The following is a 26,124-nucleotide window of genomic DNA, read 5'->3' on the forward strand; positions in this document are numbered from 1 at the left end:
TTATGTAATAATATTGCATATTCGCAATGTTCAAATAAGGAACAAAGCTTAACTTAATGATAAAAGCCATTGTTTCGGGTATCGGTTTTGGATTGGTATTAACCTTTATAACCGGCCCGGTTTTTTTTGCCCTTATTAAAACCAGTATTGAAAAGGGTTTTCATGCCGGTGTTTCCCTCGCCTTAGGTGTGGTTTGCAGCGATGTTGTTTTTGTGGGTGCCATCCTTTTCGGTTCGCAATATATTGATGTATCTGATCATACCAAAGTTATAGCCGGCGTTGTTGGCGCTGCCATACTGTTTGCGTTGGGGCTGTATTACATGTTCAAAAAAAGCGAGATCAATTACGAAAATAAGGTACCCTCAAGTGCCGACAGGTTTGGTTATGTATTAAAGGGCTTTTTGATGTGTATCTTCAATCCCACCCTCCTTTTCCATTGGACGGTGGTTATCGGCGCGGCCAGTACCACATTTATTGTAGGTACGCCACATCGTTCGCTGCACATTGCCATCATGTTCCTTACCATTTTAATTATCCAGTTTGGGATGGATACGTTGAAGGCTTTTTACGCTAATAAGCTGCGGGATAGAATTTCTGTTAAATTTATTCACCGGCTCAATGAGGTCGCGGGCATTGCGCTAATTATCGCATCGCTGGTGCTTATTGACAGGTTGGTTACACATTTTGTGTTTTCGGCACCTGCGGGATCTTAACCGTTTTGATTTAATTAATCTCTATTTACCCAAAACGTCATTCAGTTCATCAATATCATTAAAACGCTTGTGCCCAAGATCCTTTATCCCATTGGCAACAATAGTTTGTTTTAAGCCTGCATAATTAGCGTGATAATATTCTGATAATTTCGCGATTCTTTTATTACCGACCAACAGGTATAAATGTTCGTAAGTTTTGAATTTTGATGATAAATCAGTTATATAAAAACCTGCTATTTTTTTAACAGGATAAACTTCTGTAATACCTAAACCTTAAATAACGTTTAACATATACCTCGCCTTCTTCTATATCCAGCCTGATAATTTTAGTCTTCAGTTCACCGAAAAGGATCCATATCCAAACAAAAGCCAGAAATGTGCAAATCCCTGTAAAAAGCAATACCGGTGTATCGGGTTTTGATACGAACCGAAAGAATCCGACGGCAAATAAAAAGAGAGCGAAAACGCTAATTACGCTATTAAAATAAGCTGTATATCTAAACTTAGATTTCATTTTTCAGTGCATAAACACGACACAATCTTAAACAAAAAAAGGCGATGAAAAACTCATCGCCTCAAATATTATATTCCCCCTTCAGGGGTTAGGGGGCTCTTACATGTAAGCCCTTTGGTTTTTACCTTCCATCCAGTTAACAAAGGCACGGTTAACTACCTTATTACCGCCCGGAGTTGGATAGTCTCCGCTGAAGTACCAATCACCTAAGTTTTCGGGACAGGCAATGTGCAGGTTATCCAATGTTTGGTAAATTACCTGTACCTCGCAGTTCACATTTTTAGGAGTGATGATCTTAGCGATACGATCCGAGATCTGCTGATCGGTGAACGGCGCATAAATCGCTTTCACGTAGTTTTCAACCTCTTCTTTAGGCAGTTTCTGGCTGTCTTTACATTTTTGGTAAACATCCAGGATGATGTCTTCCCTGTCTTGCTCTTTTAACAGGCTGATAGCTGCCTCGAAAGCCACAAACTCGCCCATGCGCGACATATCGATGCCGTAGCAATCAGGGTAACGGATTTGCGGAGCCGATGAAACCACAACCACCTTTTTAGGGCCCAACCTGTCTAAGATCTTCAGGATACTTTGTTTAAGCGTAGTACCGCGAACAATCGAATCGTCCAAAACCACCAAAGTATCGGTACCTTTTTTAATGAGGCCGTAGGTGGTGTCATAAACGTGGGCTACCATTTCGCTGCGATCTGCATCCTGGGTAATAAAGGTGCGGAGCTTAACGTCTTTAATGGCAATTTTTTCAACACGTGGGGCTACCTGGAGTATTTCGGCTACCTTTTCTTCAGTAATGTCGGCTCCAAGTTTTACCAGTTCTTCGTGCTGGTATTTTTTTACGTATTTGTGCATGCCCTCAACCATACCGTAAAAAGCAACTTCGGCAGTGTTGGGGATGTACGAGAATACGGTATTCTTGATATCGTGATCAACAAAATCCAATATCTGCGGGCAAAGCAACCTGCCTAATTGTTTACGCTCACGGTAAATAGCAGCGTCGCTTCCGCGCGAAAAATAGATCCGCTCAAACGAGCAGGCTTTTCTTTCTTTCGGCTCGCTGAACATATCCTCAGTGATCTTACCGTTCTTTTTAACGATCAGGGCATGACCAGGGCGAATTTCCCTGATATCATCCATCGGTATGTTAAAAGCGGTTTGAATAGCCGGGCGCTCTGAAGCGGCAACTACAATCTCGTCGTTATAATAATAATAAGCGGGGCGAATACCTGCAGGGTCGCGCATTACAAAGGCGTCGCCATGGCCCAGGATACCGGCAATGGTATAACCACCATCCCAGTTTTTGGCCGATTTACGGAGGATTTTAGCCACATCCATATCATTGGCGATCAACTTGCTGATCTCGCGGTTATCATCCAAACCTTCGCGTTTGTACTGATCAAACAGGCCCTGGTTTTCGGTATCGATAAAGTGACCGATTTTTTCTAATACGGTAACGGTATCGGCTTTTTCTTTCGGGTGCTGGCCCAGGGCGTACAATTGCTCCAGTAATTCATCAACATTAGTCATGTTAAAGTTACCGGCAATAACCAGGTTACGGGTCATCCAGTTGTTTTGCCTCAAAAACGGGTGGCAGCTTTCGATGCTGTTTTTGCCGTGGGTACCGTAGCGCAGGTGGCCCAGCAACACTTCGCCGGTAAAGCTAACATGTTCTTTTAACCATTCGGCATCTGCCAGTTTTTCGGGGGTTTCTTTCTGAATTTCCGCGAATTTCTTCTGGATGTATTCAAAAATATCAGCAACAGCGTTTGAGGCCATTGAGCGGTGACGGCTGATGTATCTTTTGCCCGGTTCAATATCCAGTTTAATGGTTGCAACACCGGCGCCATCCTGGCCGCGGTTATGTTGTTTCTCCATTAAAAGGTAAAGTTTGTTCAGGCCGTACAGTGCAGTTCCGTACTTTTTCTGATAGTAGGATAGTGGCTTTAGTAAGCGGATAAATGCCACACCGCATTCATGTTTAATCTGATCGCTCATGATTCGGAATGAGGCTGCAAAGGTATCATTTTAAAATGAACTCCGGGTATTATTAATTGTCATAAGTTGGTCGTTTATTTGTTGCCACGCTTAATTGGAGTTTTCGGGGTAAAACGACTGCGTAACTACAATATTTCCAACTATATGATCGTTAAATTCTTCCAGTTCTTCAGCAGGAACCCATAGTTCATTATGGATCACCCCGCCCACATTTTGCACTTCAAATTTATGAAGATAGCTTGCCGGAAGATCAAATTTAGTCACAAAACCCGATCCTGAGCCGGCACATTCCAATCGCGTGCAATTTGTATAGCGTACTCTTCATTCATCACCGGGTAAAATATCGGCTGCTCGGCTAAACGTTTAGGGAAGCGTTTATAGCCCGATTCCTCAATCAGTTTAAGTTCTTTAGGGCCTACCGGCCGGTATTAACTCATCCATTACAACATCCTACCTTTTAAACCCTACCATCCTATGTAAAGCAACCGGGCTGTAAATCATACCATTTTTTATCACGACGGATACTTTGCGGATCTCGCTGATATTTTTAAGCGGATCGCCATCAACAATAACCACATCTGCCTGCTTACCCGCTTCAACCGAGCCAGTGCTTTTGGCCATTCCCATAACCGTTGCAGGTGTAATGGTGGCCGTTTTTATAGCCTGCAGAGGCGTAAGCCCGGCTTCAACGTATAGTTCCAGTTCACGGTCGAGGCTGTATCCCGGAAAACCCATATCCGTACCGGCTACTATCGGGATACCGGCATCATACAGCACCTTAACCGCGTTTTTCATGCTTTTATAAGCGGGGTGTAATTTAGCAGCCTGCTCCGGCCCTAAGCCCATATTTACAAATAAAGCCTGCAATGGCAGGGGCAGGGTATTGTAATTGGGCTCCAGTTTGGTAATATCATCCTTTGTACTGCGAAATGCCAGCTCAAAAACGCCAACGGTAGGGTCGATCACTACATTATGATCTTTGATGAATTTAACCGCAGCCTTACTTACCGAATCATCAAAAACAATGGCGCGGTTTTTATCCCGCTTCATAATGGAGTAAACGTATTGGATATGGTTAACCATGTTCATGCCCGAATCTACGCCCTGCTGCAAGGTCATACCATCAGGAATATGGCCTGTTACCGTTAAACCCAGCCTGTGTGCTTCATCGCAAATAGCCTTAACAATAGCCGGTTTTACCGAACTGTAAATCTTAATCTGCCCGAAGCCGTTCTCCTTATACCGGTCAACCGCCTTAATGGCTTCCTCTTTGGTATCGGCCTGTATAATGCCCAGGGCTACCGGGCCTTTGCCATCAATAATACCTGCTTTAATAATATTGGGTCCTACGCCTTTGCCATCGTCAATAGCGGCTTTAATGGCGTTGATATAGCTAAACTCGTTACCGCAGTCGCGTACAGTGGTTACACCGGCCGCCAGGTAAGCCGGGCCCCATTCGGCCTGTTCAAAATGGGCGTGCATATCCCATAAACCAGGTAAAACGGTTTTGTCTTTGGCATCTATAATTTTGGCACCGGCAGGGATTTTTACATCCGCAGGTTTACCTACTGCTTTAATAATACCATTCTCAATCAAAACCACTGCTCCGGGCAGGGTTGTGCCGGTGTTTACATCAATAACGTTCCCTCCGGTTATGGCAATTATTTTATCTGCTTTGCCTTTGGGGGCGGCCTCTTTGGCAAACAATTGCATGCCAACGGCGGCGGCCTTCCCAATCAGCTCGGGAAGCAATTCTTCGTACTCAGCCCGCATCATTTCGGTTTTGTCGCCTTCGGCATCGTTGGTCATGAGGGCTATCAGGTTGCCCTGTTTATCCGTCCAGATAATTTCATTACCCCAAACCAGGCCGCCGATAACAATGCGGTTAAGCAGCAGGGTTTTACCTTTAAACGATAGCTGATCGATACCAACAGCTTTAATTTGTACCGAGCCAAAGGGCAGGGTGGTAATATTGGCCGGGCGCTTGTGCCTGTTCCAATACTGAATGAGCAATTGCTGAACCGTTGCCGGCGAGTACCCTCCTATCGGGAAACTAAGTGCAGGGATTTTTTTGGTGTATGATGAATCATTAACTTTTATGGATGCTTCGCTGCCGCGGATACTTACCTTATCGTCAATAGTTGAAAAACGCGAGGTATTGCCTTTAATGATCAGTTCAATAGGATCGCCAACCGGATTAACCTTCATCTCTGTTTTTAAGGGTACCGGCGAACCACGGTCGACAAATTTAAAATCGATGGTGTAGGTTATGGCATCTTTATGTTTACGTACATAATAGGTTTCTTTCCCGATGTGCTGTTCAAATTTATGGAGATAGAAAGTTGTGCTGTCAACAGGTAAATCTGTTTGAGCTTTGGCATTAGTAAAAAAGGCTAAAGCCGCTGTAAATAATAATAAAGGCTTTTTCATAGGCTTGGTAATGTTAGTGTAAGATAGTGCTTTGGGCCGGATGTTACAAACGCGGTTTTGAGATTGGATAGTTTGAGATTTCTGAGCACGCGAAGGCGCAGGGACGCAAAGATTTTTTGTGGATAGCGGATAAGTGTTAAGCGCGCAAAGAGGCTAAGACGCAAAAACTAATCTCTATTCTCCAATCACTAATCTCTTAATATTAAGCGCGCAAAGAGGCTAAGACGCAAGGACTAATCTCTATTCTCCAATCACTAATCTCTTAAATACTTCCTACCCTATCTTCCTGAAAGTAATATTAATTCTCGGTCCCGGTTTTTTAGCCGTTTTGGGTACCTGGTGCAGCCAGTTGTGCTGTGTGCCGCCCTGCATAATCAATAAATCGCCGTTATTTAATTCAACCGAAACTTTGGCATCTTTTTGCCGCTTGTGCTTAAACTGAAACGTACGCGCGGCACCAAAGGACACCGAGGCGATAACCGGGTTAATGCCCAATTCGCTTTCATCATCGCTGTGCCAACCCATACTATCGTTACCGTTACGGTAATAATTAAGCAGGGCGGTGTTAAACTGATGCCCGCTTTGTTGCTGGGCAGCCAGTTTAATTTCGTTAAGCAAGGGGCTAAACCTAACCGGCACATTTACTACACCCGAGTACACGTACACCTCATCGCTTTCACCATACCATGCGGTAAGCCGCGGAAAATCAATCTCTCTCCCGTAAATCTTCATTTTATCCTGTTTCCATGGCGTCTCTTCAACTAAGCGGGCAAACACATCTTCTTTAAAAAAATAGGGAAACAGCAGCACTTCTCCATCAAAGGGCAGCAGGTTTTGCCCCTGGCCAAATACGTTTACATCATCGTTATTAAACAAATCCATCATTCAAATATCAGCAATATCCGTAAAAAAGGGGCTTTTATTCAAACTATCAATCTGATAAAATCTATCATTTTGATAGTATCACCTCATAATGAGAAACCTATTCTCATTATGATAAACACCTGTTATTCAAAATGCTAAATAAAGCTCTGCCGCTGGCGGCACGGTTATTGGCCCTGCGAGATCAGATTAAAAAAAGCAAATTGTGATGGTATCATTCAATGTAACGGCAGCCACGTCAATCCAAACAAGTGGCGGCAGCAAATCCCAAAGCAGGATACCATCAACCCTTCCCCTAAATAATTTATACAATTCATGAATTCGCACACTAAACACCTCACTTTTGCAGGTATGATTGTTACGCTGGGTATCATTTTTGGCGATATCGGCACTTCTCCCCTCTATGTTTTTCAAACCCTGCTGGTTGAAGGCGGCAAGGTAAACACCGATCTGGTTCTGGGTTCCATTTCCTGCATCTTCTGGACCCTTACCCTGCAAACCACTTTTAAATATATCGTTATTACCCTCCAGGCCGATAATAAAGGCGAAGGCGGTATTTTTTCACTCTACGCGCTGGTTAGGCGCTATGGCAAATGGCTGGCTATCCCGGCTATTATAGGCGCGGGCACTTTATTGGCCGATGGCATCATTACCCCTCCTATCTCAGTAACATCAGCCATCGAGGGTTTGAACCTTGTACCGGCGCTTTCAAACGTGATAGTTCCGGGCAATAACCTCATTTTGGGTATAGTGATTGGCATTATCCTGTTGCTGTTCTTTTTCCAACAGTTTGGCACCAAGGTGGTTGGCTCGGCTTTTGGCCCGGTTATGCTGATGTGGTTTGTGATGCTGGGTGTATTGGGCACCATGCAGGTAGTTCATTACCCATCTATATTTAAAGCGCTTAACCCTTATTATGGCATCCATTTATTAATGGAACATCCAAAAGGTTTCTGGCTGTTAGGTGCGGTATTTTTATGTACCACCGGTGCCGAGGCATTATACTCAGATTTGGGCCATTGCGGTAGGAAAAACATCCAGGTAAGCTGGATCTTTGTGAAAACAACGCTTATTCTTAATTACCTGGGCCAGGGCGCCTGGGTATTATCGCAAGCCCCGGGTAAAGATTTTACCGGCGTTAATCCTTTTTTCGAGATTGTGCCTCACGCTTTTCTTTTACCGGCTGTGGCATTGGCTACGCTGGCCACTATTATTGCCAGCCAGGCTTTAATCAGCGGATCTTTTACCCTCATCAGCGAGGCGGTGAGCATGAATTTCTGGCCGCGCATCACCATCAAATACCCATCAAACATCCGCGGACAGATCTATATTCCCAGCATTAACTGGATGCTTTGTATAGGCTGTATTTTGGTATCGATGTATTTCCGTACCTCGGCCGCCATGACGGCTGCTTACGGTTTCAGTATCACCATTGCCATGCTCAGCACTACCATTTTAATGTATTACTTTATGCGTTACGTTAAGCATTGGCCGGTTTGGTTGGTTACCATTATTTTGTGTTTGTTTGTTACTGTCGAGTTTTCGTTTTTCGTGGCCAACGCGGTTAAAATTGTAAAACGTTTATTTTTTGTGGGATTTGAAGTCGGTTTGATCTTTACCATGTACACCTGGTTCAGGGCCAGGAAAATCAATAACCGTTTCCTCAATTTTATCGATATTAAAGAGAAACTGCCCCTGCTTAATGCTTTAAGTGCCGATACTACAGTAAACAAATATGCCACCCATTTAATCTATCTAACCAAAGCCAACAACAGCAAGCAGATAGAAGAAAAGATCATCTACTCCATCATGAGCCGCCGCCCAAAACGCGCCGATACTTACTGGTTTGTACACATTGAGCGCACCGACGAACCTTATACCATGGAGTATAGTGTTGACCAGATAGAGCCCGGCAAGGTGATCCGTGTAGAGTTCCGACTTGGCTTCAGGATTCAGCCGAGGGTTAACGTGTTGTTCCGCAAAGTGGTGGAAGATATGGTTGATCGTGGTGAGATCGATATCACCAGCAATTATCCATCATTAAAAGAACATGGCATGGCGGCAGATTTCAGGTTTGTGATTATGGAGAAATTCCTGTCGTACAATAACATTTTCAACGTTTCTGAGGCATTTATTCTGAATAGTTATTTCGCTATTAAAAAACTGGCTCAATCTGAAGCCAAGGCTTTTGGTTTGGATACGAGCGAAACAAGGATTGAGAAAATACCTTTGGTGGTGAAGCCGGTTAATAATATCCATATTAAAAGGATTGATGATCCGGTGGATAGTTTGATGGCGGAGTTGGCAGATTAGTTTACTCAGCACAACTTCGCTATTTCATGTCACCCCTCTTTGCTGCGCAAAGAGGGGTTTTGTTTTTTATTCGCAATCGCAGGTTCAAGCGTAGAAGCTTAAACTTGCGAAACTTTCTATAAACCACGTCATTGCGAGGCACGAAGCAATCCCCGATTTGCAGAGCCACCCTGTATAGTTTGGGATTGCTTCGTGCCTCGCAATGACGTGATGGAGAAATCTTCAAACAAAAAATCCGGCCTTTGGGGCCGGAGATCTTTCAGGTTAGTTGATTGGTTTGAAAATATTATTATAATTTTTCGCCGTGCTGGCTTAAATCAAGTCCTTGTTCTTCTTCCTCGGCCGATACACGCAATGGGGAGATCATGTCGGTGATCTTCAACAAAAGCAACGAACCGAAGAAGGCGAATATGGATACGCATACAAGCGCTACTAATTGTACAATAAACAGGTGAGTTTCGCCAAAAAACAAACCGTTGCCTGTGCCGTTAAGCGAGTTTACCTGCTTACTGGCAAACACACCGGTTAACAGCATCCCAACCATACCGCCTACACCATGGCAGGGAAATACATCCAGTGTATCATCAATACTGGTGCGGGTACGCCATTCAACCACCAGGTTACTTACAATGGCCGAAATGATACCAATAGCCATAGAGTGCGGTACCGAAACAAAACCGGCTGCCGGGGTGATAGCCACCAAACCAACTACCGCACCGATACAGGTACCCATTGCCGATGGTTTGCGACCAAGCAGCATATCAAAAAAGATCCAGGTAACACCTGCCGCCGCCGAAGCCGTGGTACTGGTTGCCAAAGCAGTAACCGCCAAAGCATTGGCACCAAATGCCGAACCGGCATTAAAGCCAAACCAGCCAAACCACAATAAACCGGTACCTATCATTACATAAGTAATGCGGGCCGGGGCATGGTTAGCCTCGTTACGGCGTTTTAAATATAAGGCCGATGCCAATGCCGCCCATCCGGCCGACATGTGCACTACCGTTCCGCCTGCAAAATCAAGCACACCAAATTTGGCCAGAATACCATCCGGGTGCCAGGTGCAATGCGCCAGCGGCGAGAATATAAAAATGGAGAACAATACCAGGAATATAATGTACGAGTTAAAGCGGATCCGCTCGGCAAAGGCACCGGTAATGAGTGCCGGGGTGATAATAGCAAACTTTAACTGGTACATGGCAAAAAGCAGCAACGGAATGGTTGGTGCCGCCTTCCAGGTGGCGTTACCCAGCATGCCCTTCATCATGAAAAAGGTTGAAGGATTACCTATCAGTCCATGAAAGCTATCGCCGAAGGCCAAACTAAAACCGAAAATACCCCACATTACCGTAATGATCACCATACAAACAATACTTTGCAGCATGGTTGAGATCACGTTCTTTTTATTAACCATACCGCCGTAAAAAAATGCCAGACCGGGCGTCATGATTAAAACAAGCGCTGTAGACATCAGCATCCAGGCAATATCGCCGGTATTGAATTGCGGGTTCCCTGAGTTTTTAAAATCAACCGAAGGAAAAATAAAAGTAAGGGAAAGGATAACTAAAATCAGGAAAAAAGGGAAATACCTCTTCATGTATTATAAGAAAATATAATTTAAATCGTGTCGAAAGTTAACACTTTTCCTAAAAACAAAAGAAAAAAATTGAGTTTTGTTTAAAAAAAGAAGAGGAATTTAATTTTACAGATGTTTTATCAGCAAATCAGGGAATATTCCGAGTAAAATCAGCAGAAAACTAACAATCACAGCCAAAACAAGCAGGTTATATGATTTTTCGCTGGCTACTTCAGCATTTTCTGTTCTTTTTAAAAATAAATACAAAGGTATTTTAAGATAGTAAAAAAGCGATACAACAGTAGTCAAAGCACCTGTTATCATTAAAGCGAGCATCCAAACGCTGTGAGTTTGTTCATAAACGCTGTAAACAGCCGAAAACACAAATAATTTTGCGGTAAAACCGGCAGTTACCGGGATTCCGGTAAGCGAAATGAGGATAATTACAAAACAAACCGATGCTACCGGGTATTTCAGTCCTAAACCTTTATAGCTTTCTACATCTTCGGCGTTGAGAATATTACTGAAATAGCTGACCAGTGCCAGCGCACCTATGTTTGCCAAAGCGTAAACAGCCAGGTAATAGATCAGGGCAGTTAAACCCTGGGCACTAAAAGTTACAATAGCCATTAACGCGAAGCCGGTATGCCCTATGCTTGAATAAGCCAGCATCCTTTTTACATTGTTTTGCAGCACCGCTGCAAAGTTGCCGGCTATCATGGTAATGATGCCTACAGCCGATAAAACCTGCCCTACATTAATCCCCTTCCAACTGGTGGCCGATAAAAAAGGTGGCAGTATATTTACCAGTAAGCCAAAGGCGGCTATTTTAGGCACGGTAGACAGATAAGCCGTAACCGGTGTTGGCGCGCCCTGGTACACATCGGGCACCCAAAAATGCAGCGGCACAAATGATAGTTTAAAACCGATCCCTATCAACAGTAACAATAAAGCTACAGATGCGCTTGCTTCGTTCACTTTGGATAACTGCACGATGGTATTATCAAACAACAGATCGAGCGAGCCGCTGAAGCCATATAGCAGCGAGATGCCATACAGCATAATTGCCGATGAGGCTGCGCCAAACAGCACATATTTTAAACCGGCCTCGGCACTTAAACCGGTTTCGGTACGGTAAGCCACCATTAGGTATGAAGCCAGCGAAACCATTTCAATAGCCAGGTAAACCGACAATAAATTGATAGCCATTGCCATTAAATGCAAACCCAATACCGAAGCAATAGAAATGGTGTACAGATCGGACAGGCCTTTGGTGTGTGCTTTCAGTTTATCATCCCAGGTAAAGTACAACAGCAAAATAAACGACAGCACATCTACAATTAACTTCATATGCACCGAAGCACCGCTCAATAACAGCATGTTGCTGAATAATGCGTGCGAGGCATCGTGAACCAGCGATAGCTGGCTAACATCCTTAAGTATCACCACTACCAGCCCGCCGCAGGCCAAAACTTTACAAAACTCGACCGAGCGCCGGCCTACAGCCAAATCGGCCATGAGTACCGCCAAAAACAGCACGGTTAAATAAATTTCGGGCATAAAGTATGGTATGCTGCCAAAAACATCATTTAACTGTGCCGGTATGTGGGGTAACAAATTGTGCATTTATTATGTTATTGTACTATTACTGATTGATCTTTAGGGTACTTAACCTGGTATTTTAAGCGCAGTTTTTTTCCCTCCTGCGAATTTAGCACGAAATTCCATGAAACCTTGCCGGTTGCGGCATCCGGTTTTGCTCCCGACGTTTCCTGGGTTTCTATCTCGATCTCTTTATTTGTAGAAACAGGTACCTGATCTTCAATTAAAAGGCTAACCGGCTGGTTTTTTCTGTTCTTTACCTCGATAACCCAATTGCGGGTTTCCTTCTTTGCTGTTCCAAATACCTGTTTTTCGGTAAATATTTTTTCCGGAACCCGTTTAACTAAGATACCCTTATCTATCTCTAAAGATAAATTTAAGGTATCATTCATAGTACGCGTATCAATTTGCGATTTGCCCACATAAGTATCTTCAAAATAAATACCTGCCTCGCCCGACAGCAAATTGTATTTGCTCCAATCATTAACCTGCGCCACCAGGAAAACGTTTGCATTAAGTTTAGGGGCTGCATAGTATCGATAACTTGCATCAACCGTTACATTGTTTATTTCAACCTGGCAGGATTTTCCATCATTAGTAACCGAGTATGGATTTGCTATGTTAAACTCAACATTGGTTTGATTTTCAACCATGCTTACCTCCACCGGTACCGTATAGCCCATGGTTGCTTTATTTGCAGCATAGCCTGACACAACCTCGCTTACACTACCGGAACCACCACGGTAACGATTTTCAAAATTGAGATAATTGGGCCCTAACTCGGGCTTTATATTGTTAAGGCTTGGGCTCCCTGTTGATAAGGTGAGCTTAACATTTTTCCACTCCTCGCCGCTTTTTTGCGATACGTTGGCTTTATAAGCAATGGATAAGGGACTTTTTACATCTTTTGCCCTTATATCATAACTCGGATACCAGCTGGCATTATAAATAAAGTAACTGATAACAAATGCCGACTGCAGCGTAGTTTTAGACGAAACCGTTACAATCACTTTGGCACTGGCAACACTTTTATCCACACTTAAAGCGGCTATTTGCTTTTCAATGCTTTTTTGTTCCTCTTCTAAATCGTACATCAAATTCCTTACAACATAAGTTTTCGACTTTAACTGTGTAAGGCGCTCTGTTTGAAAATCGAGTGCCTGCTTTAATTTCGCAACATCAAGGTTTTGATTTTCGGGCCGTACAAATTGGTTTTTAGTAAGTACGGCTTCTTCGGTTTGGTAAACTACCAATAAATTATCCTGCAAATTTATCTTATCTGTTACAGCCTTTAGTTTAAGCTTTAATTCGCCTACCTGCTTTTCGCGGTCTGCTGCTTCGGCATCAAGATAATTAAGACCCGTTTTTACTGATAAAATACTGAAATCGCCTGCTGCATGCACCTGGATGCTTTGCACTTCCAAATTGGGTGAGAGACCATCAAATACCAGGTCATAGGTACCTGGGCTGATATTTACCTGCGCTGTACGGCTTACCTGGGCACCGTGCAAAAACACGGTTACCTTTTGAACTTTAGATTGCACTTTTTGTCCGTCATCGGCCCTTGTTGTTGTTGCAAAAAAAATAAATGCAACAGCGATAGATACTCTTCTAAACATAAATTGATGGGTTAAATACAAATGCTCGGTTATTTTGTCGTCGGCCGTATTATCGGCCCTACAAACAAAAGATGCCTGAGCAGGTACTTTTCCATAAATGAATTTATGTTGAAACACTATTATTTTATTTAGCCTGTAAAAATTGGATCAGCGCCAGTACTGAATCATTGATTTTGCCAAATACCAGCGAAGGCATCAGGCCTAAAGCCAGGGCAGCAATAGCCATCGGGATGAGCGCCAGTTTTTCGCGGATGTTTACATCGGTCAACGCTATTTTCCAAACCTCGCCACCTTTTAAGGATACTTTGCCGAAGAACATGCGCTGCAATGTCCACAAAAAATAGGCAGCGCCCAGCAGGATGCCTACCGAGCCGCAAACAGCCATCCAGTAAGGCAGCAAGCCATTTACCGTTGGCGATTTAAATGTACCCGCCAGCGTGAATGCTTCAGCCACAAATGCGGAGAAGCCGGGTAAACCTAAGGACGCGAAAAAGGCCACCATCACAAAAGCGGTATATTGCGGCATCTGCGTACCCAGGCCGCGGAAGTGGTAAATATCCCTGTCGTGCACACGGTTGTAAACTACACCCACCAGGAAGAATAACATCGATGATAAAAAGCCGTGACTTACCATCTGCATTACCGATCCGCTTACACCTTCGGCAGTTTGCGAGGCTATGCCTAACAATACAAAACCCATGTGCGATACGGATGAGTAAGCGATCAATCGTTTCAGATCGCGCTGGGCCAGGGCATTGCAGGCTCCGTATAAAATTGAGACAACACCTATCAGGCCAATCCAGAAAGCTCCGGATGAAGCTACTTCAGGGAAGATCCCTAAACAAATACGGATAATACCGTAACCACCAATTTTAAGCAGCACACCGGCCAGGATGATAGATACCGGCGTAGGCGCTTCCACGTGGGCATCGGGCAGCCAGGTATGTAATGGTACAACCGGCACTTTAATGGCAAAGGCGATGAACAATACCACAAAGCCAACGGTACGCGCCGGCATACCCAATATGGTTTGATGTGCAGCTGCCGAAAACACCGAACCATTGGTATAATTGGCCGGGTTCATCATCTGGATAATATTAAAAGTATGGCTACCGGTTGAAGGATCGTTAACCGATAGGTATAAACCCACCATCACCAGCAACATAAATACTGAGCCGAACAGCGTGTACAGGAAAAACTTGATAGCTGCGTATTCGCGGCGGATACCACCCCACATACCTATCAAAAAGTAAAGCGGCAACAGCATTAGCTCGTAAAACAGGTAAAACAGGAAGAAATCCAAAGCGCAGAATACGCCCATCACGGCCATATCCAATAACAGGAACAACAGGAAGAAACCTTTCAAATTACTCTTGATCTCCCACGAAGCCAGCGTAGCCACCACCATTACCAGTGCCGACATTACCAGCAGCGTTACCGAAATGCCATCTATCCCCACAAAATAATCTATCTGCATTTTGCCCATATTGCCCAGATCAAGCGCTATCCAGGGCAGTTTATGTACAAACTGAAATTGCTCTTCGTGGTTAATGCCTGCCGATGCGGCACCGGTTTTAAAGTTGAGATAAATATAGATGCTGATGCCCAACTGGATTAGTGTGGCCAACAGGGTAATATATTTAAAGCTGCCCCGCTGCGATGATGGCAGCAGCACAATAACCAGCGCAAACAGTACGGGTATAAATATGAGCAGTGTTAACAGGTTCATTAAATTCAGATCAATATTTTTAAAACAAACAGTATCAATACTATCAGCAGCATACTGTACAGGTAATACTGTACCTTGCCGTTTTGAAATTTACGTGCAAAATTGCCGATACTTTGCACCAATGCCGCTACGGCGTGCAAAAATCCGTCGACAATATATTTATCCGCCCAGGCGGTTAACGCAGCTATTTTACGGGTGATGTTATCCAACAAGTGGATTATCCCATCAATAATATTCCTATCGAACCAAAAACAAAATTTTCCTAAACCCAATATTGGTTTAACAACCGCGCGTTTATAAATTTTATCCAGGTACCATTGGTTATACGATAAGCGGTATAAAAAGCCGGTTTGCGGAAACCTGAAAATTCTTTTTTCGGTGTAGATGGTGTAAGTGAAGTAGATTACAAAAACACTCAGAATATTTACCCCTACCGGGATAATAGTATGGTAAATATTTTCCCTCGCCAAAGAGTTAGCCGGTTTTAAACTCTCAAACAGCCATGCATTTTCATAAAAAAATGGGTTGAGCGAGAATAGTGGAAAAAGACTGCAGATTGCCAGTAATATTAATGGCACGCGGTATTGCCAGCCGCCATCGCTGATGTGCATTTTAAGTTGAGGACGATGCTTCAGCAATTTAAACTCGCCAAAAAAAACCTTCGCTATCAATCTTGTAACATAAAAAGCGGTAAGCCAGCTGGTAACCAGAGCGCCGATGGGCACCAGTTTTAACAGGGCATTACGCCCATCGCTCCATTCAAAAGCCTGGATCAATATGCCATCTTTGGATAGATAGCCTGAAGTAAGCGGAATGCCGATCAGCGCCAGCGAGCCAACAACCGCTACAATAAAAGTAACAGGCAGTTTTTTACGTAAGCCGCCCATTAACTGGATATTCTGCGGATCGATATCGAGGTTGTTTTCTTCTTTGATATGCTGCATCTCGTGGATCACCACGCCGGCAACCAAAAACAGCAAACATTTAAAAAACGCATGCGTAACCAAATGGAACAGCGATGAACCATAAGCACCAACTCCCATGGCCAGGGTCATGTAACCCAACTGTGATATGGTTGAATAAGCCAGCACTTTCTTCAAATCGTTTTGGCTAAGCGCGATGGTTGCCGCCATAAAAGCGGTAAAGCAGCCGATAATAGCCAATATGGTTAATTCGGTATCGGTAAAAAACGGATAAACCCTTCCCAATAAAAACACGCCCGCCGCAACCATGGTAGCTGCGTGAATGAGTGCTGAAACCGACGTTGGGCCTTCCATCGCATCGGGGAGCCATGTATGTAAAGGGAATTGCGCCGATTTTGCAGCAACAGCCATAAAGATTCCCGCACAGGCTACGTATTGCCATATCACAGGTATTTGGTTAGTGGCCGAGATCCACATGCCATCTTTAATTATCGATTTAAACACCAACCCGCCATCAGAAAACAGCGTGGCGATATCAAATGTATGGAACTGTGCAAAAATGATAATGATGGCGCTCAGCAAGCCGATATCGCCGATGCGGTTCATGATAAAAGCTTTTTTATTAGCCTGTACCGCTTTGTCTCGGGTGAACCAAAAACCGATAAGCAGGTATGACGAAAAGCCTACCAATTCCCAAAAAGCATAAAACAGTACCAGGCTATCAATTACCACCAAAGCCAGCATGCTGAAACAGAAAAAACTGAGGTAGGTAAAATAGCGGCCATACCTGTCGTCGTGCTTCATGTAAGCGGTTGAATAAATATGCACCGGCAAAGCGATAAGCGACACCAATAACAGCATCAATACCGATATATTATTAAGCAGGATGCCGGCAAAAACTTTAGTTTGGCCAATGGTAAACCATAATGTTTGCATATGTACCGGCTGCTTATTCCATACCTTGCTAAATACAATTATCGATAGTACACAACCCACAACAATGGCCAGCGATGATATCAACCCAGTCGCTTTACTTTTTGCAGGCAGCCAAAAGTTGATCAAAGCGGCAAGCAGCGGCAATGCCACAACCGCGAGCACGTAGCAGATAATGTTAGGATCGGTATATGGGAGCGCGATGTTCAATTATTTAACTTCTGTAGAAATTTAGTCCCTCAAATTTTTAATCTCATCCGGATCGATAGTTTTATATCTCCGGTAAACATTCAGGATAATAGCCAAAGCTACTGCGGTAGTTGCCGCTGCCAGTACAATAGCAAAAAGCGCGAATACCTGCCCGCCGTTTTTCAGCTTATCAAACCTGCCAAAAGCTACCAGGTTTAAAATGGCGGCGTTAAGCATCAACTCGATGCCTATCAGCACCTGTATGGAGTTGCGTTTAGATACGATCATGTAAATACCGGTACAAAACAACACCGCGCCTACCAGTAAAAAATCGGTTAAAGTGATCATGCCCTGCCCTCCTTACGTGATAAATGCGCTGCTCCTACCAAAGCCATTAACAATAAAATTGATATAGCTTCAAACGGTAAAAGATAGGTTGTCATGAGGTTAACCCCGATGTTATCAATAGTTGAAGATGTTGGCGTGATTTCATTTTTTTGCGCGATAGCCTGTTTTATCCAGGGCAGATTATCGGCATCGGCTTTCAGTATTACGTTTACCAATACTGCCAAAAACAATACAGCCAAAATAACGGCCGGTATCTTGCCCATATTGATGAATTTGCCTTTGCGTTGCTGAATAATATTCAGCGTTTCGCGGCCCGAAAGCATGAAGGCGAAAAGGATAAGTACCAAAATGCCGCCAACATAAATTACCACCTGCGTAACAGCCACAAAATCGGCCAGGGCTATTACATATAATCCAGCCAACGCAAACAGGGTAACAAAAAATATAAAGATGCTTCGTACCAGATTTTTGCTTAACGCGGCATACAGCGCTGAAGCAATAGCAATAAAGCTCATGATATAAAACATTATGCGGATCAGGCTCATGCCCCACCCTCCTTTTGTTTCATAGCGGCCAGCTTGGCCGCTTGCTTTTCGGCTTGTTGTTTATCAAACAGCGCACGTTTTTCGGCAGCATCTTCGGGCGACATATCCGAAAACTGGTAAACCAGGTCGCTTAGCTGAAATACGGTTTTATCGTACTGGTTGGTCATGGTGATGCATTCGGTTGGGCACACAATGGTACACAGGCCGCAATACATACACTTGGCCATGTCGATATCAAATTTGGCAGCGTACAAACGTTTGGTAGTGCCATCGGATGTTTGGCCAATAGCCTCGGTTGCCTTGATCGATTCAATATCGATACAATTTACCGGGCAAACTTTGGCGCACAGATCACACACAATACAATCGTCCATCTCCACATCCAGCTGATAGCGGCCTACCTCGGGTACGGGTAGCTGTTGTTTTGGATATTGAATGGTGTTGGTGCCATGCTCCAGTTGCCTAAAATAATTAGTATCGCTCACGGTAAGCACCTCACGCTTTGTGTTACCCACAAAAAGGTGACGGATGGTTAGGCTTAAACCTTTCCATGCTGTTGTGAACGCGTTAATTATCTTTTGCACCGTTGATTTATTTGATTACGTTGATTTCGCTGATCCTGAACCTTTATTTTTAGGATTTCAGGATTCGCCTTGATCAATGTTTATTTCTCTTATATTTTATTTCCTAACCTCTAATCTCCAACCTCTAATCTCTTTCCCCAAAACTACATTAACCACAACCTCCACACGCCCGATATCAGCATGCAGGCAAAAGCCAGCGGGGTTAATACTTTCCAACAGAGGTTCATCAGCTGGTCAACCCGCAAGCGGGGTAGCGTCCACCTGATCCACATTTGTACGGCTACCAGGCCTAATGTTTTCAGTACTACCCAAAGTATGCCCCATGCTATCCCGGTTGTCCAGCTTGCCAGTTGTACGCCGGCTATATTGGGCAGCGGGGTATTCCAGGCACCTAAAAACAAGATCACGGCTATCATGGATACTAAAAACATCATCGAATACTCGGCCAAAAATACCAGCGCGAAACGGATCCCAGTGAATTCGGTGTGAAAACCGGCTACCAGTTCTGATTCGGCTTCCGGAATATCAAAAGGCGCGCGGTTACTTTCGGCCAGCGATGCTATAAAATAGATCACAAAGGCGATGAGCAAATGCGGTGCACGGAATACATTCCAGCTAAACAAACCACCAATATTCGTTACATCCCAAAAGCCAGCAAATTTGATTTTTTCGGCTGTGAGGATGCCTTGTTGGTTACTGATCACCTGCAGATCGAGCGTTTGAGCAATCATCACTACCGATATAATAGCGAAACCCGCCGGGATCTCGTAAGAGATGATCTGTGCTGCCGAACGCATAGCACCCAGTATGGAGTATTTATTGTTAGATCCCCATCCTGCCATCAATATCCCCAATGTTTCTATTGAAATAATGGCGAAGATGTAGTACAAACCAATATTAGTTTTTGAGGGAATCAATCCGGGAGCCCAGGGCAGGGCTGCGAAGCCCAGATAAACAGCAATGAAAATTACTGCCGGGGCCAGCATAAACAGCCATTTATCTGCGGCAGCAGGCACTATCAGTTCCTTTTGCAGCATTTTTAAAATATCGGCCAGCGTTTGCAGTGTGCCGTATTTACCCGTTTCGGTTGGCCCGAGCCTATCCTGTATAAACGCCGATATTTTACGCTCGGCATATACACCGAATAAAGCAAAGAAGGCCGAGAAACTGAACAACCCAATTGCTGCAATAAAATATGTTATATAATAGTTCAACAGGAATATTTACTTAAGGGTGCAAACTTAAGTAAATGTTACGTTATTTAGAATGATTACTTTATATATAAAGTTGATAGGGTAAGTTGGGGTTGGTGAGTGGTTGATTGGGTGAGTGGTTGAGTGGTTGAGTGGTTGGTTGTCTGAATCAGAATTTACAGAATTTTAGAATTAACAGAATAATTTACAAGCTACACCACGAATTTCGCGATGCGAAATTCGTGGTATTAAATAATAACTGCCGCGGGTTTAGCGCAGCGTAACCCGTGGTGTAAAATGCTTCGGGTCTATGACCCGTGTGGAACTTAAATAATAAGCATAGCCATGGCCAGCTACAGCTTGCTCTCTGCTAAATCCCATCTGCCGCGGGTTTAGCGCAGCGTAACCCGTGGTGTAAAATGCTTCGGGTCTATGACCCGTGTGGTACTTAAATAATAAGCTTAGCCATGGTCAGCTACAGCTTGCGTTCTGCTAAATCTACGGCAGATACTTTTGCATGGGATTTAAGTTATACTCGGGTCAGAGACCCGAACTATTTTACACCACGGGTTACGCTGCGCTAAACCCGCGGCAGATGTTATTTTACGTCATGAATTTAGCTACGCTAAATTCATGACAGTTGTTGGTTTATCATAACCTCTCACCTAATTAACTTAACCAACCACTCACCTAATTAACTTAACCAACCACTCACCACTACTTACAAACCACCAAATCATTAGCCGAAATAAAATTCGATTTCACCGGGGCCGAGAAAAACAGCGAAGCGTGATGATCAAAATCGGCGGTATCATCGGTAGTGGTATAAAACTCGGTTGTACCGTTGCGGGTTACCTTTTGCTCTATCTCCGGGTGACGGTTTAAATAATCAACCAGGCTTTTGGCTACAATATCGCCCTGGCCTACTACATTGATACTATCAGGCAGATGGGCCTTTATTTTTTCCTGAATGATGGGGTAATGCGTACAGGCCAGTAAAATGGTATCGATGTTTGATGATTGCGCCATGATCTGATCAAGGTACAGTTGCACAAAAAAATCTGCACCCGGTTTATCGTACTCACCGTTTTCAATCAGTGGTACCCAAAGCGGGCAGGCCTGTTGGTGTACTTTAATATCAGGAAAAAAGTTGTTGATCTCTAAAAGGTATGAGCCTGAGGTTACGGTGCCTTTGGTACCCAACACCCCTATTTCGCCGGTTTTAGAATAATTGCCGATAACCTCTGCCGTTGGGCGGATCACGCCTAATACCCTTTTTGACGGATCATCAATATGTTGCAGATCCTGCTGCTGAATGGTGCGCAGGGCCTTTGCCGAAGCTGTGTTGCAGGCCAGTATCACCAACGGGCAACCCTGGCTAAACATCCATTGCACACACTCCCAGGTATACTGGTGTATGGTACTGAATGATCGGTTGCCATAAGGTGCACGGGCATTATCGCCCATATAAATATAATCGTAACCCGGCAGTTGCTCAATAATGGAACGGAACACGGTTAAGCCGCCAAAGCCCGAATCAAAAATACCAATTGGTTGGTTTGACATATACAAACATAAAAAAAGCGCCCCGCAATTACGGGGCGCTTTGGTTTAAATTACTTAAAGGTGATTTTATTTCAAGCCTAATTTCAATTTAACGGCAGCTAACATATCATCTCCCGGGGGCGATACAATTAAAGTTACCTGCGATGAATCAACAACGTAAGAATAACCTTTTTCTTTAGCTACAGCTTGTACGGCAGCAGTTGCTTTGTCAACAAGTGGTTTACCCAACTCGTTCTTTTTAGCTTCAACCTGTTGCTGAGCGTTGTTTTGATAATCGTTCATACGTTTTTGTATGTCTTGTAACTCAGCTTCTTTGGCCGTACGTACCGCATCTGTCATGGTAGCGCGGTTTTTTTGATAATCCTCACCTTTGGTTTGGAACTCGTTGTTCATGGTAGTAAGCTGATCAATAAATGTTTTTTGAAAAGCTTGTAATGATGCAGAAACTGTTTTGGTTTCGGGCATCAGATCGATAACCTGGCTAAAATTGATATAGCCGATTTTGGTTTGTGCTTTAGCAAAGCTGGTGGCAAATAACATGCCCGCGGCAACTAAGGCAACTTTAAAAAACTTTTTCATTGTGTTTTGTCCTGTGTTTATTTTATGATCCTATTTTGTGATATACATCGGGCGCTTTTATTGCTGATACTTTAAAACTCTTCGGGCTTTTATAATGAACAGGAACATATAAACCCCGAACCAGCCTGCTTAAGTACAACAAGTATGCGCCGCAAACATAAAAAAAGCGTCCCGGATATACAGGGCGCTTTTTTTATATTTTGTTGATTAATTATTTTAAACCTAATTTCAGTTTAGCGGCAGCCATCAGGTCATCAGCATCCGGCGATACCAGTAAAGTGATTTGTGATGAATCAAGCACGTAAGCATAACCTTTTTCTTTAGCTACGGCCTGTACAGCTGTGGTAGCTTTATCAATAATAGGTTTGCCCAACTCCTGGCGTTTAGCGTCAACCTGCTGCTGAGCGTTGTTCTGGTAATCGTTCATACGTTTCTGCATATCGGTAAGCTCGCTTTCCTTAGCGGCACGTACGGCATCGGTCATGGTTGCTCTTTTCTCAGTATACTCTTTAACCTTGCCCTGGTATTCATTGTTCATGGTGGTCATCTGATCAATGAAAGTTTTTTGATATGCCTGTAATGAAGTAGAAACAGTTTTAGTTTCGGGCATCAAATCAATAAGCTGATTGAAGTTAATGTGACCGATTTTAGTCTGTGCATTTGCAAAGCCGCCCGCAAATAACATACCTACTGCAACTAAGGCAACTTTAAATAGTTTTTTCATTTGTGTTGTTCTGAAATTAATAATAGTTCGATTTTTATCTTTTTTAAATTACTTAGCAAGTACTCCGGGTTTAAGGCCTAATTTTGTTATCACATCCGCACTTTTATCATATCGCGGACTGGCATATAACATAATCACCTCGCTGTTTTTATCAAATATCATATCCAGGTTATCACCCTCGGCCACTGCCTGTACAGCTTTAGACACCCTATCCTGAATTGGTTTAATCAAAGCAGTGCTCTTTTGCGAAAGCTCCCCATCCGGACCAAACTTCTGGCGTTGAAAATCCTTCGCGGCCTTTTCCTTTTCTACAATTTCGGCCTCGCGGCGTTTTTTCATGTCCGGGGTCATCAGGGGCTGATCGGCCTGGTAGGCTTTATACAACCTGTCAATTTCCTGAAAACGGCCGTCAACCTCTTTCTGCCACTGATCAGATAATGCAGCCAGTTGCTTCTGCGACGAGGCATATTCAGGCATGTGCTTCAGTATGTAATCCGAATCAACATAAGCAAAACGTTGCGCGTACGCACCTGCAAAAGCAGTAAACGTTAAAAAGGCTAATAAAATTATCTTCTTCATATATCGTTATGCAAATTAATTAAATCCGCCGGATAAACTCTGAGAAATTGTAAAATGGAACTGGCCCCTGTTTGCATCCGGTTGTCCTGGTATTTTATCAAAGCCATAGCCATAATCCAAACCAAGCAAACCAAATATAGGTAAAAATATCCTTGCACCCACACCCACCGAACGCCTAACGTTAAACGGATTGAACTGGCTAAACTGGTTCCACACGTTACCACCCTCGGCAAAGGCCAGCAGGAATATGGTAGCCGACTGGCTTGCGATAACCGGGTGACGAAGCTCCATGGTATATTTATTATAGATAGCTGCACCGGTGTTGGTGTTCTGATCCTGGTTTGAACCCTCGGGCACAATAGAGAAGTTTTGATAACCGCGCAAGCCGATGATCTCGCTACCCTGTAAAAACTGGTAGCTCTGCATACCGTCGCCACCTAATTTAAAGCGCTCGAACGGTGACGGACCAACCTGGTGGTTATACTGGCCAAGGAAACCAAACCTTACCTGCGACATTAACACAAACTTGCCAACCAGTTTTGAAAACCACTGGGCATCGTACTTAAATTTATAGTACTCTACAAAATGGTAACGCTCTTCGGGCGTGGCTATTTTGTAATTGATGTTATTGAATAATGAATATGGAGGCGTAGCCTGTATAGTAAGTTTAATGTTTGAACCCGAAGTTGGGAAGATAGGTGCATCTACCGAGTTACGGGTTAACTCCTGGGTTAACTTAATGTTGTATGAGGTACCGTTGGTGAACAGGTAGCCGCCATAATTATCAAGGCTATAGTGATCAAAGTTAACCGAGTAATTTAGCTGGAAATAGTTATCAGGCCATTTTAAACGTTTACCCAAAGTAACACCAAGGCCGTTAATACGTAATTTATTATAACGGGGATCAGACTTGGCATAATACTGCCCGGTTGAGCTGCCTTGTGTATAAGCCGACAACGCGAAGTAAATAGGCTTTTTACCACCTAACCATGGCTCGGAGAAGGTGAACGAAAAGTTTTGATAGGTACGCCCGCTTGATTGTCCACGTAAGCTCAGTTTCTGGCCATCGCCTTTAGGCAGTGGTTTGTAAGCTTTAAGATGGAAGATATTGCGGACCGAGAAGTTGTTGAATGTTAAGCCCAAGGTACCTACCAGCTGGCCACCGCCAAAACCGCCCGAAAGCTCGATCTGGTCTGAAGGTTTTTCAACTACGTTATATACAAGGTCAACGGTACCATCCTGCGGGTTGATGTTGGTTGGTTTCGGCTCGGTTTTCTGCTCGTCGAAGTTACCCAGCTGGCCAATCTCGCGCGCACTGCGGATCAATAACTCTTTATTGAATTTCTGACCTGGTTTGGTTTGGATCTCGCGCATTACCACTTTATCGTTGGTAACATCGTTACCTTTTAACATAACGCGGTTAATGGTATACTGAGGCCCTTCGTACACGCGGATATCCACATCCACCGTATCATTATAAACACGGGTTTGTACCGGATCGGCATTGAAGGTAAGGTAACCGTCATTTAAGTATAATGATGAAACGTCGTCATTACCCGGTGTTGGACCGCTGAGGCGTTTGTTCAAATCTTCCTCGCTAAATACATCGCCCTTTTTGATGTGAACAATCCTGTTTAACAAATCGGTAGAGTATTTGGCGTTGCCCGACCAGTTTACCTTACCGAAGTAATATTTAGGACCTTCGTATACTTTAATTTTTACGTTAACAGTTTCATCATCATGTTTCCAAACCGAATCGCTCAGGATCTCCGCATCGCGGTAGCCGCGGGCCTGCATTTTTTCGGTAAGGTTTTGTTTATCTTCTTCGTATTTATCCTGCTTAAACTTCTTGGAGCCAAACAGGTTATACCACCTGCGTTTACGGGTTTTGCTTAAAAAACCACGCAACGTACCGGCGCTAAACGCCTTATTGCCTTCAAAAGTTACATCGTTAATTTTAACCTTGGTTTTTTTATTAATAGCCACATCAAGTATCACGCTGTTAACGTCGCCCTGGTCTTTACGCTGCGTAATGGTAACAGTGGTATTTAAAAAGCCCTTTTCGTTAAAATGTTTTTTGATGATGGCCGTGGTGGTGCTGATGAGGTTTTCGTTCACAATCTTCCCTACACGGTCGTTCAATTTTTTCTGCACATCCTCAATCTCACCTTTACGGATGCCGGTAAGATGCATGCGCGATAAACGCGGACGCTCGGTTACAGCAATTTCAAGGTAAACAGTATCCATGTTTATTTTGGTGATGTTTAACTGCACATCATCAAATAAGCCTTGCGAATACAGGTTTTTCAGTACCTCGGCATTACGCTCGCCCGGAAGGTTGATCCTGTCGCCTTTGGTTAATTTAGATAACTGTATTAGGATGTCTTTATCAAGATATTTTGCGCCACTAACACTAATACCACCAATTATATAATCTTTAGGATTAAGGTAACTTAAACTATCAGCCGGTATCGATTTTGACAGTGAAGGCCTCGGCCCGTTGGATATCTGGGCAAATGCCGTGGTAGCCAAAACCGAGAAAAGAATAGCAAAAAGAAATTTATACATTCGAATAT

Annotated in this window: 20 protein-coding genes; 2 read left to right on the top strand and 18 right to left on the bottom strand. The window is 43.7% G+C overall.

Going from position 1 to position 26,124, the window contains the following annotated elements:
• The first annotated feature begins 56 nt into the window (after window positions 1-56).
• Window positions 57-713, top strand: a complete 657-nt coding sequence (locus tag HYN43_RS17660; protein WP_119410608.1) for a LysE family translocator — start codon at window positions 57-59, stop codon at window positions 711-713.
• Window positions 714-1,326: 613 nt separating this feature from the next.
• Here HYN43_RS17660 and HYN43_RS17670 read toward each other — a convergent pair.
• From HYN43_RS17670 to HYN43_RS17685, 4 genes are all read right to left on the bottom strand, one after another.
• Window positions 1,327-3,234 (bottom strand): amidophosphoribosyltransferase, encoded by a 1,908-nt coding sequence (locus tag HYN43_RS17670; RefSeq protein WP_119410610.1) that lies wholly within the window; start codon window positions 3,232-3,234, stop codon window positions 1,327-1,329.
• Between the two features lie 90 nt (window positions 3,235-3,324).
• Window positions 3,325-3,498, bottom strand: a complete 174-nt coding sequence (locus HYN43_RS30640; protein WP_205589785.1) for a hypothetical protein — start codon at window positions 3,496-3,498, stop codon at window positions 3,325-3,327.
• A gap of 186 nt (window positions 3,499-3,684) precedes the next feature.
• Window positions 3,685-5,664 carry an amidohydrolase family protein gene (locus HYN43_RS17680; protein ID WP_119410611.1) on the bottom strand — a complete coding sequence of 660 codons (1,980 nt, stop codon included), beginning with the start codon at window positions 5,662-5,664 and terminating at the stop codon, window positions 3,685-3,687.
• 273 nt (window positions 5,665-5,937) lie between these two features.
• A complete protein-coding gene (locus HYN43_RS17685; protein ID WP_245446936.1) occupies window positions 5,938-6,549 on the bottom strand; it encodes an alpha-ketoglutarate-dependent dioxygenase AlkB family protein in 612 nt (203 codons plus the stop codon).
• Window positions 6,550-6,861: 312 nt separating this feature from the next.
• Here HYN43_RS17685 and HYN43_RS17690 point away from each other — a divergent pair, with 312 nt between their 5' ends.
• On the top strand, window positions 6,862-8,859 hold the full coding sequence (locus HYN43_RS17690; protein ID WP_119410613.1) for a KUP/HAK/KT family potassium transporter: 1,998 nt from the start codon (window positions 6,862-6,864) through the stop codon (window positions 8,857-8,859).
• Window positions 8,860-9,148: 289 nt separating this feature from the next.
• Here HYN43_RS17690 and HYN43_RS17695 read toward each other — a convergent pair whose 3' ends face one another.
• The 14 genes from HYN43_RS17695 to bamA form a co-directional block, all read right to left on the bottom strand.
• Complete coding sequence (locus tag HYN43_RS17695) at window positions 9,149-10,456, bottom strand: ammonium transporter (RefSeq protein WP_119410614.1); 1,308 nt, start codon at window positions 10,454-10,456, stop codon at window positions 9,149-9,151.
• 105 nt (window positions 10,457-10,561) lie between these two features.
• Entirely contained in the window at window positions 10,562-12,061 is a 1,500-nt protein-coding gene (locus tag HYN43_RS17700; RefSeq protein WP_119410615.1) for an NADH-quinone oxidoreductase subunit N, read from the bottom strand.
• A gap of 8 nt (window positions 12,062-12,069) precedes the next feature.
• Window positions 12,070-13,656 (bottom strand): DUF4139 domain-containing protein, encoded by a 1,587-nt coding sequence (locus HYN43_RS17705; RefSeq protein WP_162996537.1) that lies wholly within the window; start codon window positions 13,654-13,656, stop codon window positions 12,070-12,072.
• Between the two features lie 124 nt (window positions 13,657-13,780).
• Window positions 13,781-15,385, bottom strand: a complete 1,605-nt coding sequence (locus tag HYN43_RS17710) for a complex I subunit 4 family protein (protein ID WP_119410617.1) — start codon at window positions 15,383-15,385, stop codon at window positions 13,781-13,783.
• A gap of 5 nt (window positions 15,386-15,390) precedes the next feature.
• Window positions 15,391-17,451 carry an NADH-quinone oxidoreductase subunit L gene (gene nuoL / locus HYN43_RS17715; RefSeq protein WP_245446937.1) on the bottom strand — a complete coding sequence of 687 codons (2,061 nt, stop codon included), beginning with the start codon at window positions 17,449-17,451 and terminating at the stop codon, window positions 15,391-15,393.
• Between the two features lie 21 nt (window positions 17,452-17,472).
• Window positions 17,473-17,778, bottom strand: coding sequence for an NADH-quinone oxidoreductase subunit NuoK (nuoK, locus tag HYN43_RS17720; protein ID WP_119410618.1), 306 nt, complete (start codon window positions 17,776-17,778; stop codon window positions 17,473-17,475).
• Window positions 17,775-18,323, bottom strand: a complete 549-nt coding sequence (locus HYN43_RS17725; protein ID WP_119410619.1) for an NADH-quinone oxidoreductase subunit J family protein — start codon at window positions 18,321-18,323, stop codon at window positions 17,775-17,777. Before HYN43_RS17725 ends, nuoK begins: the two co-directional genes overlap by 4 nt.
• Window positions 18,320-18,907: a 4Fe-4S binding protein gene (locus tag HYN43_RS17730; protein ID WP_119410620.1), complete on the bottom strand. Its 588-nt coding sequence runs from the start codon at window positions 18,905-18,907 to the stop codon at window positions 18,320-18,322. Before HYN43_RS17730 ends, HYN43_RS17725 begins: the two co-directional genes overlap by 4 nt.
• A 143-nt stretch (window positions 18,908-19,050) precedes the next feature.
• Window positions 19,051-20,121 (bottom strand): NADH-quinone oxidoreductase subunit NuoH, encoded by a 1,071-nt coding sequence (nuoH, locus tag HYN43_RS17735; protein WP_119410621.1) that lies wholly within the window; start codon window positions 20,119-20,121, stop codon window positions 19,051-19,053.
• Window positions 20,122-20,817: 696 nt separating this feature from the next.
• Window positions 20,818-21,666, bottom strand: coding sequence for a glutamate racemase (gene murI, locus HYN43_RS17740; protein ID WP_119410622.1), 849 nt, complete (start codon window positions 21,664-21,666; stop codon window positions 20,818-20,820).
• Window positions 21,667-21,732: 66 nt separating this feature from the next.
• Entirely contained in the window at window positions 21,733-22,245 is a 513-nt protein-coding gene (locus HYN43_RS17745) for an OmpH/Skp family outer membrane protein (protein WP_119410623.1), read from the bottom strand.
• Between the two features lie 211 nt (window positions 22,246-22,456).
• Window positions 22,457-22,969: an OmpH/Skp family outer membrane protein gene (locus tag HYN43_RS17750; protein WP_119410624.1), complete on the bottom strand. Its 513-nt coding sequence runs from the start codon at window positions 22,967-22,969 to the stop codon at window positions 22,457-22,459.
• 48 nt (window positions 22,970-23,017) lie between these two features.
• The gene (locus HYN43_RS17755; protein ID WP_119410625.1) at window positions 23,018-23,548 is read right to left on the bottom strand and encodes an OmpH/Skp family outer membrane protein; all 531 of its coding nucleotides are present in this window, start codon (window positions 23,546-23,548) and stop codon (window positions 23,018-23,020) included.
• 15 nt (window positions 23,549-23,563) lie between these two features.
• Window positions 23,564-26,116, bottom strand: coding sequence for an outer membrane protein assembly factor BamA (gene bamA / locus HYN43_RS17760; RefSeq protein WP_119410626.1), 2,553 nt, complete (start codon window positions 26,114-26,116; stop codon window positions 23,564-23,566).
• Between the last annotated feature and the right edge of the window lie 8 nt (window positions 26,117-26,124).

The sequence above is a fragment of the Mucilaginibacter celer genome (genome assembly GCF_003576455.2).
In the GTDB taxonomy this organism is placed as follows: domain Bacteria; phylum Bacteroidota; class Bacteroidia; order Sphingobacteriales; family Sphingobacteriaceae; genus Mucilaginibacter; species Mucilaginibacter celer.

Coding starts and splice junctions, on each gene's coding strand:
- HYN43_RS17660 (WP_119410608.1), top strand. CDS start 57: ATGATAAAAGCCATTGTTTCGGGTATCGGTTTTGGATTGGTATTAACC.
- HYN43_RS17670 (WP_119410610.1), bottom strand. CDS start 3,234: ATGAGCGATCAGATTAAACATGAATGCGGTGTGGCATTTATCCGCTTA.
- HYN43_RS17680 (WP_119410611.1), bottom strand. CDS start 5,664: ATGAAAAAGCCTTTATTATTATTTACAGCGGCTTTAGCCTTTTTTACT.
- HYN43_RS17685 (WP_245446936.1), bottom strand. CDS start 6,549: ATGATGGATTTGTTTAATAACGATGATGTAAACGTATTTGGCCAGGGG.
- HYN43_RS17690 (WP_119410613.1), top strand. CDS start 6,862: ATGAATTCGCACACTAAACACCTCACTTTTGCAGGTATGATTGTTACG.
- HYN43_RS17695 (WP_119410614.1), bottom strand. CDS start 10,456: ATGAAGAGGTATTTCCCTTTTTTCCTGATTTTAGTTATCCTTTCCCTT.
- HYN43_RS17700 (WP_119410615.1), bottom strand. CDS start 12,061: ATGCACAATTTGTTACCCCACATACCGGCACAGTTAAATGATGTTTTT.
- HYN43_RS17705 (WP_162996537.1), bottom strand. CDS start 13,656: ATGTTTAGAAGAGTATCTATCGCTGTTGCATTTATTTTTTTTGCAACA.
- HYN43_RS17710 (WP_119410617.1), bottom strand. CDS start 15,385: ATGAACCTGTTAACACTGCTCATATTTATACCCGTACTGTTTGCGCTG.
- nuoK (WP_119410618.1), bottom strand. CDS start 17,778: ATGATCACTTTAACCGATTTTTTACTGGTAGGCGCGGTGTTGTTTTGT.
- HYN43_RS17725 (WP_119410619.1), bottom strand. CDS start 18,323: ATGAGCCTGATCCGCATAATGTTTTATATCATGAGCTTTATTGCTATT.
- murI (WP_119410622.1), bottom strand. CDS start 21,666: ATGTCAAACCAACCAATTGGTATTTTTGATTCGGGCTTTGGCGGCTTA.
- HYN43_RS17745 (WP_119410623.1), bottom strand. CDS start 22,245: ATGAAAAAGTTTTTTAAAGTTGCCTTAGTTGCCGCGGGCATGTTATTT.
- HYN43_RS17750 (WP_119410624.1), bottom strand. CDS start 22,969: ATGAAAAAACTATTTAAAGTTGCCTTAGTTGCAGTAGGTATGTTATTT.
- HYN43_RS17755 (WP_119410625.1), bottom strand. CDS start 23,548: ATGAAGAAGATAATTTTATTAGCCTTTTTAACGTTTACTGCTTTTGCA.
- bamA (WP_119410626.1), bottom strand. CDS start 26,116: ATGTATAAATTTCTTTTTGCTATTCTTTTCTCGGTTTTGGCTACCACG.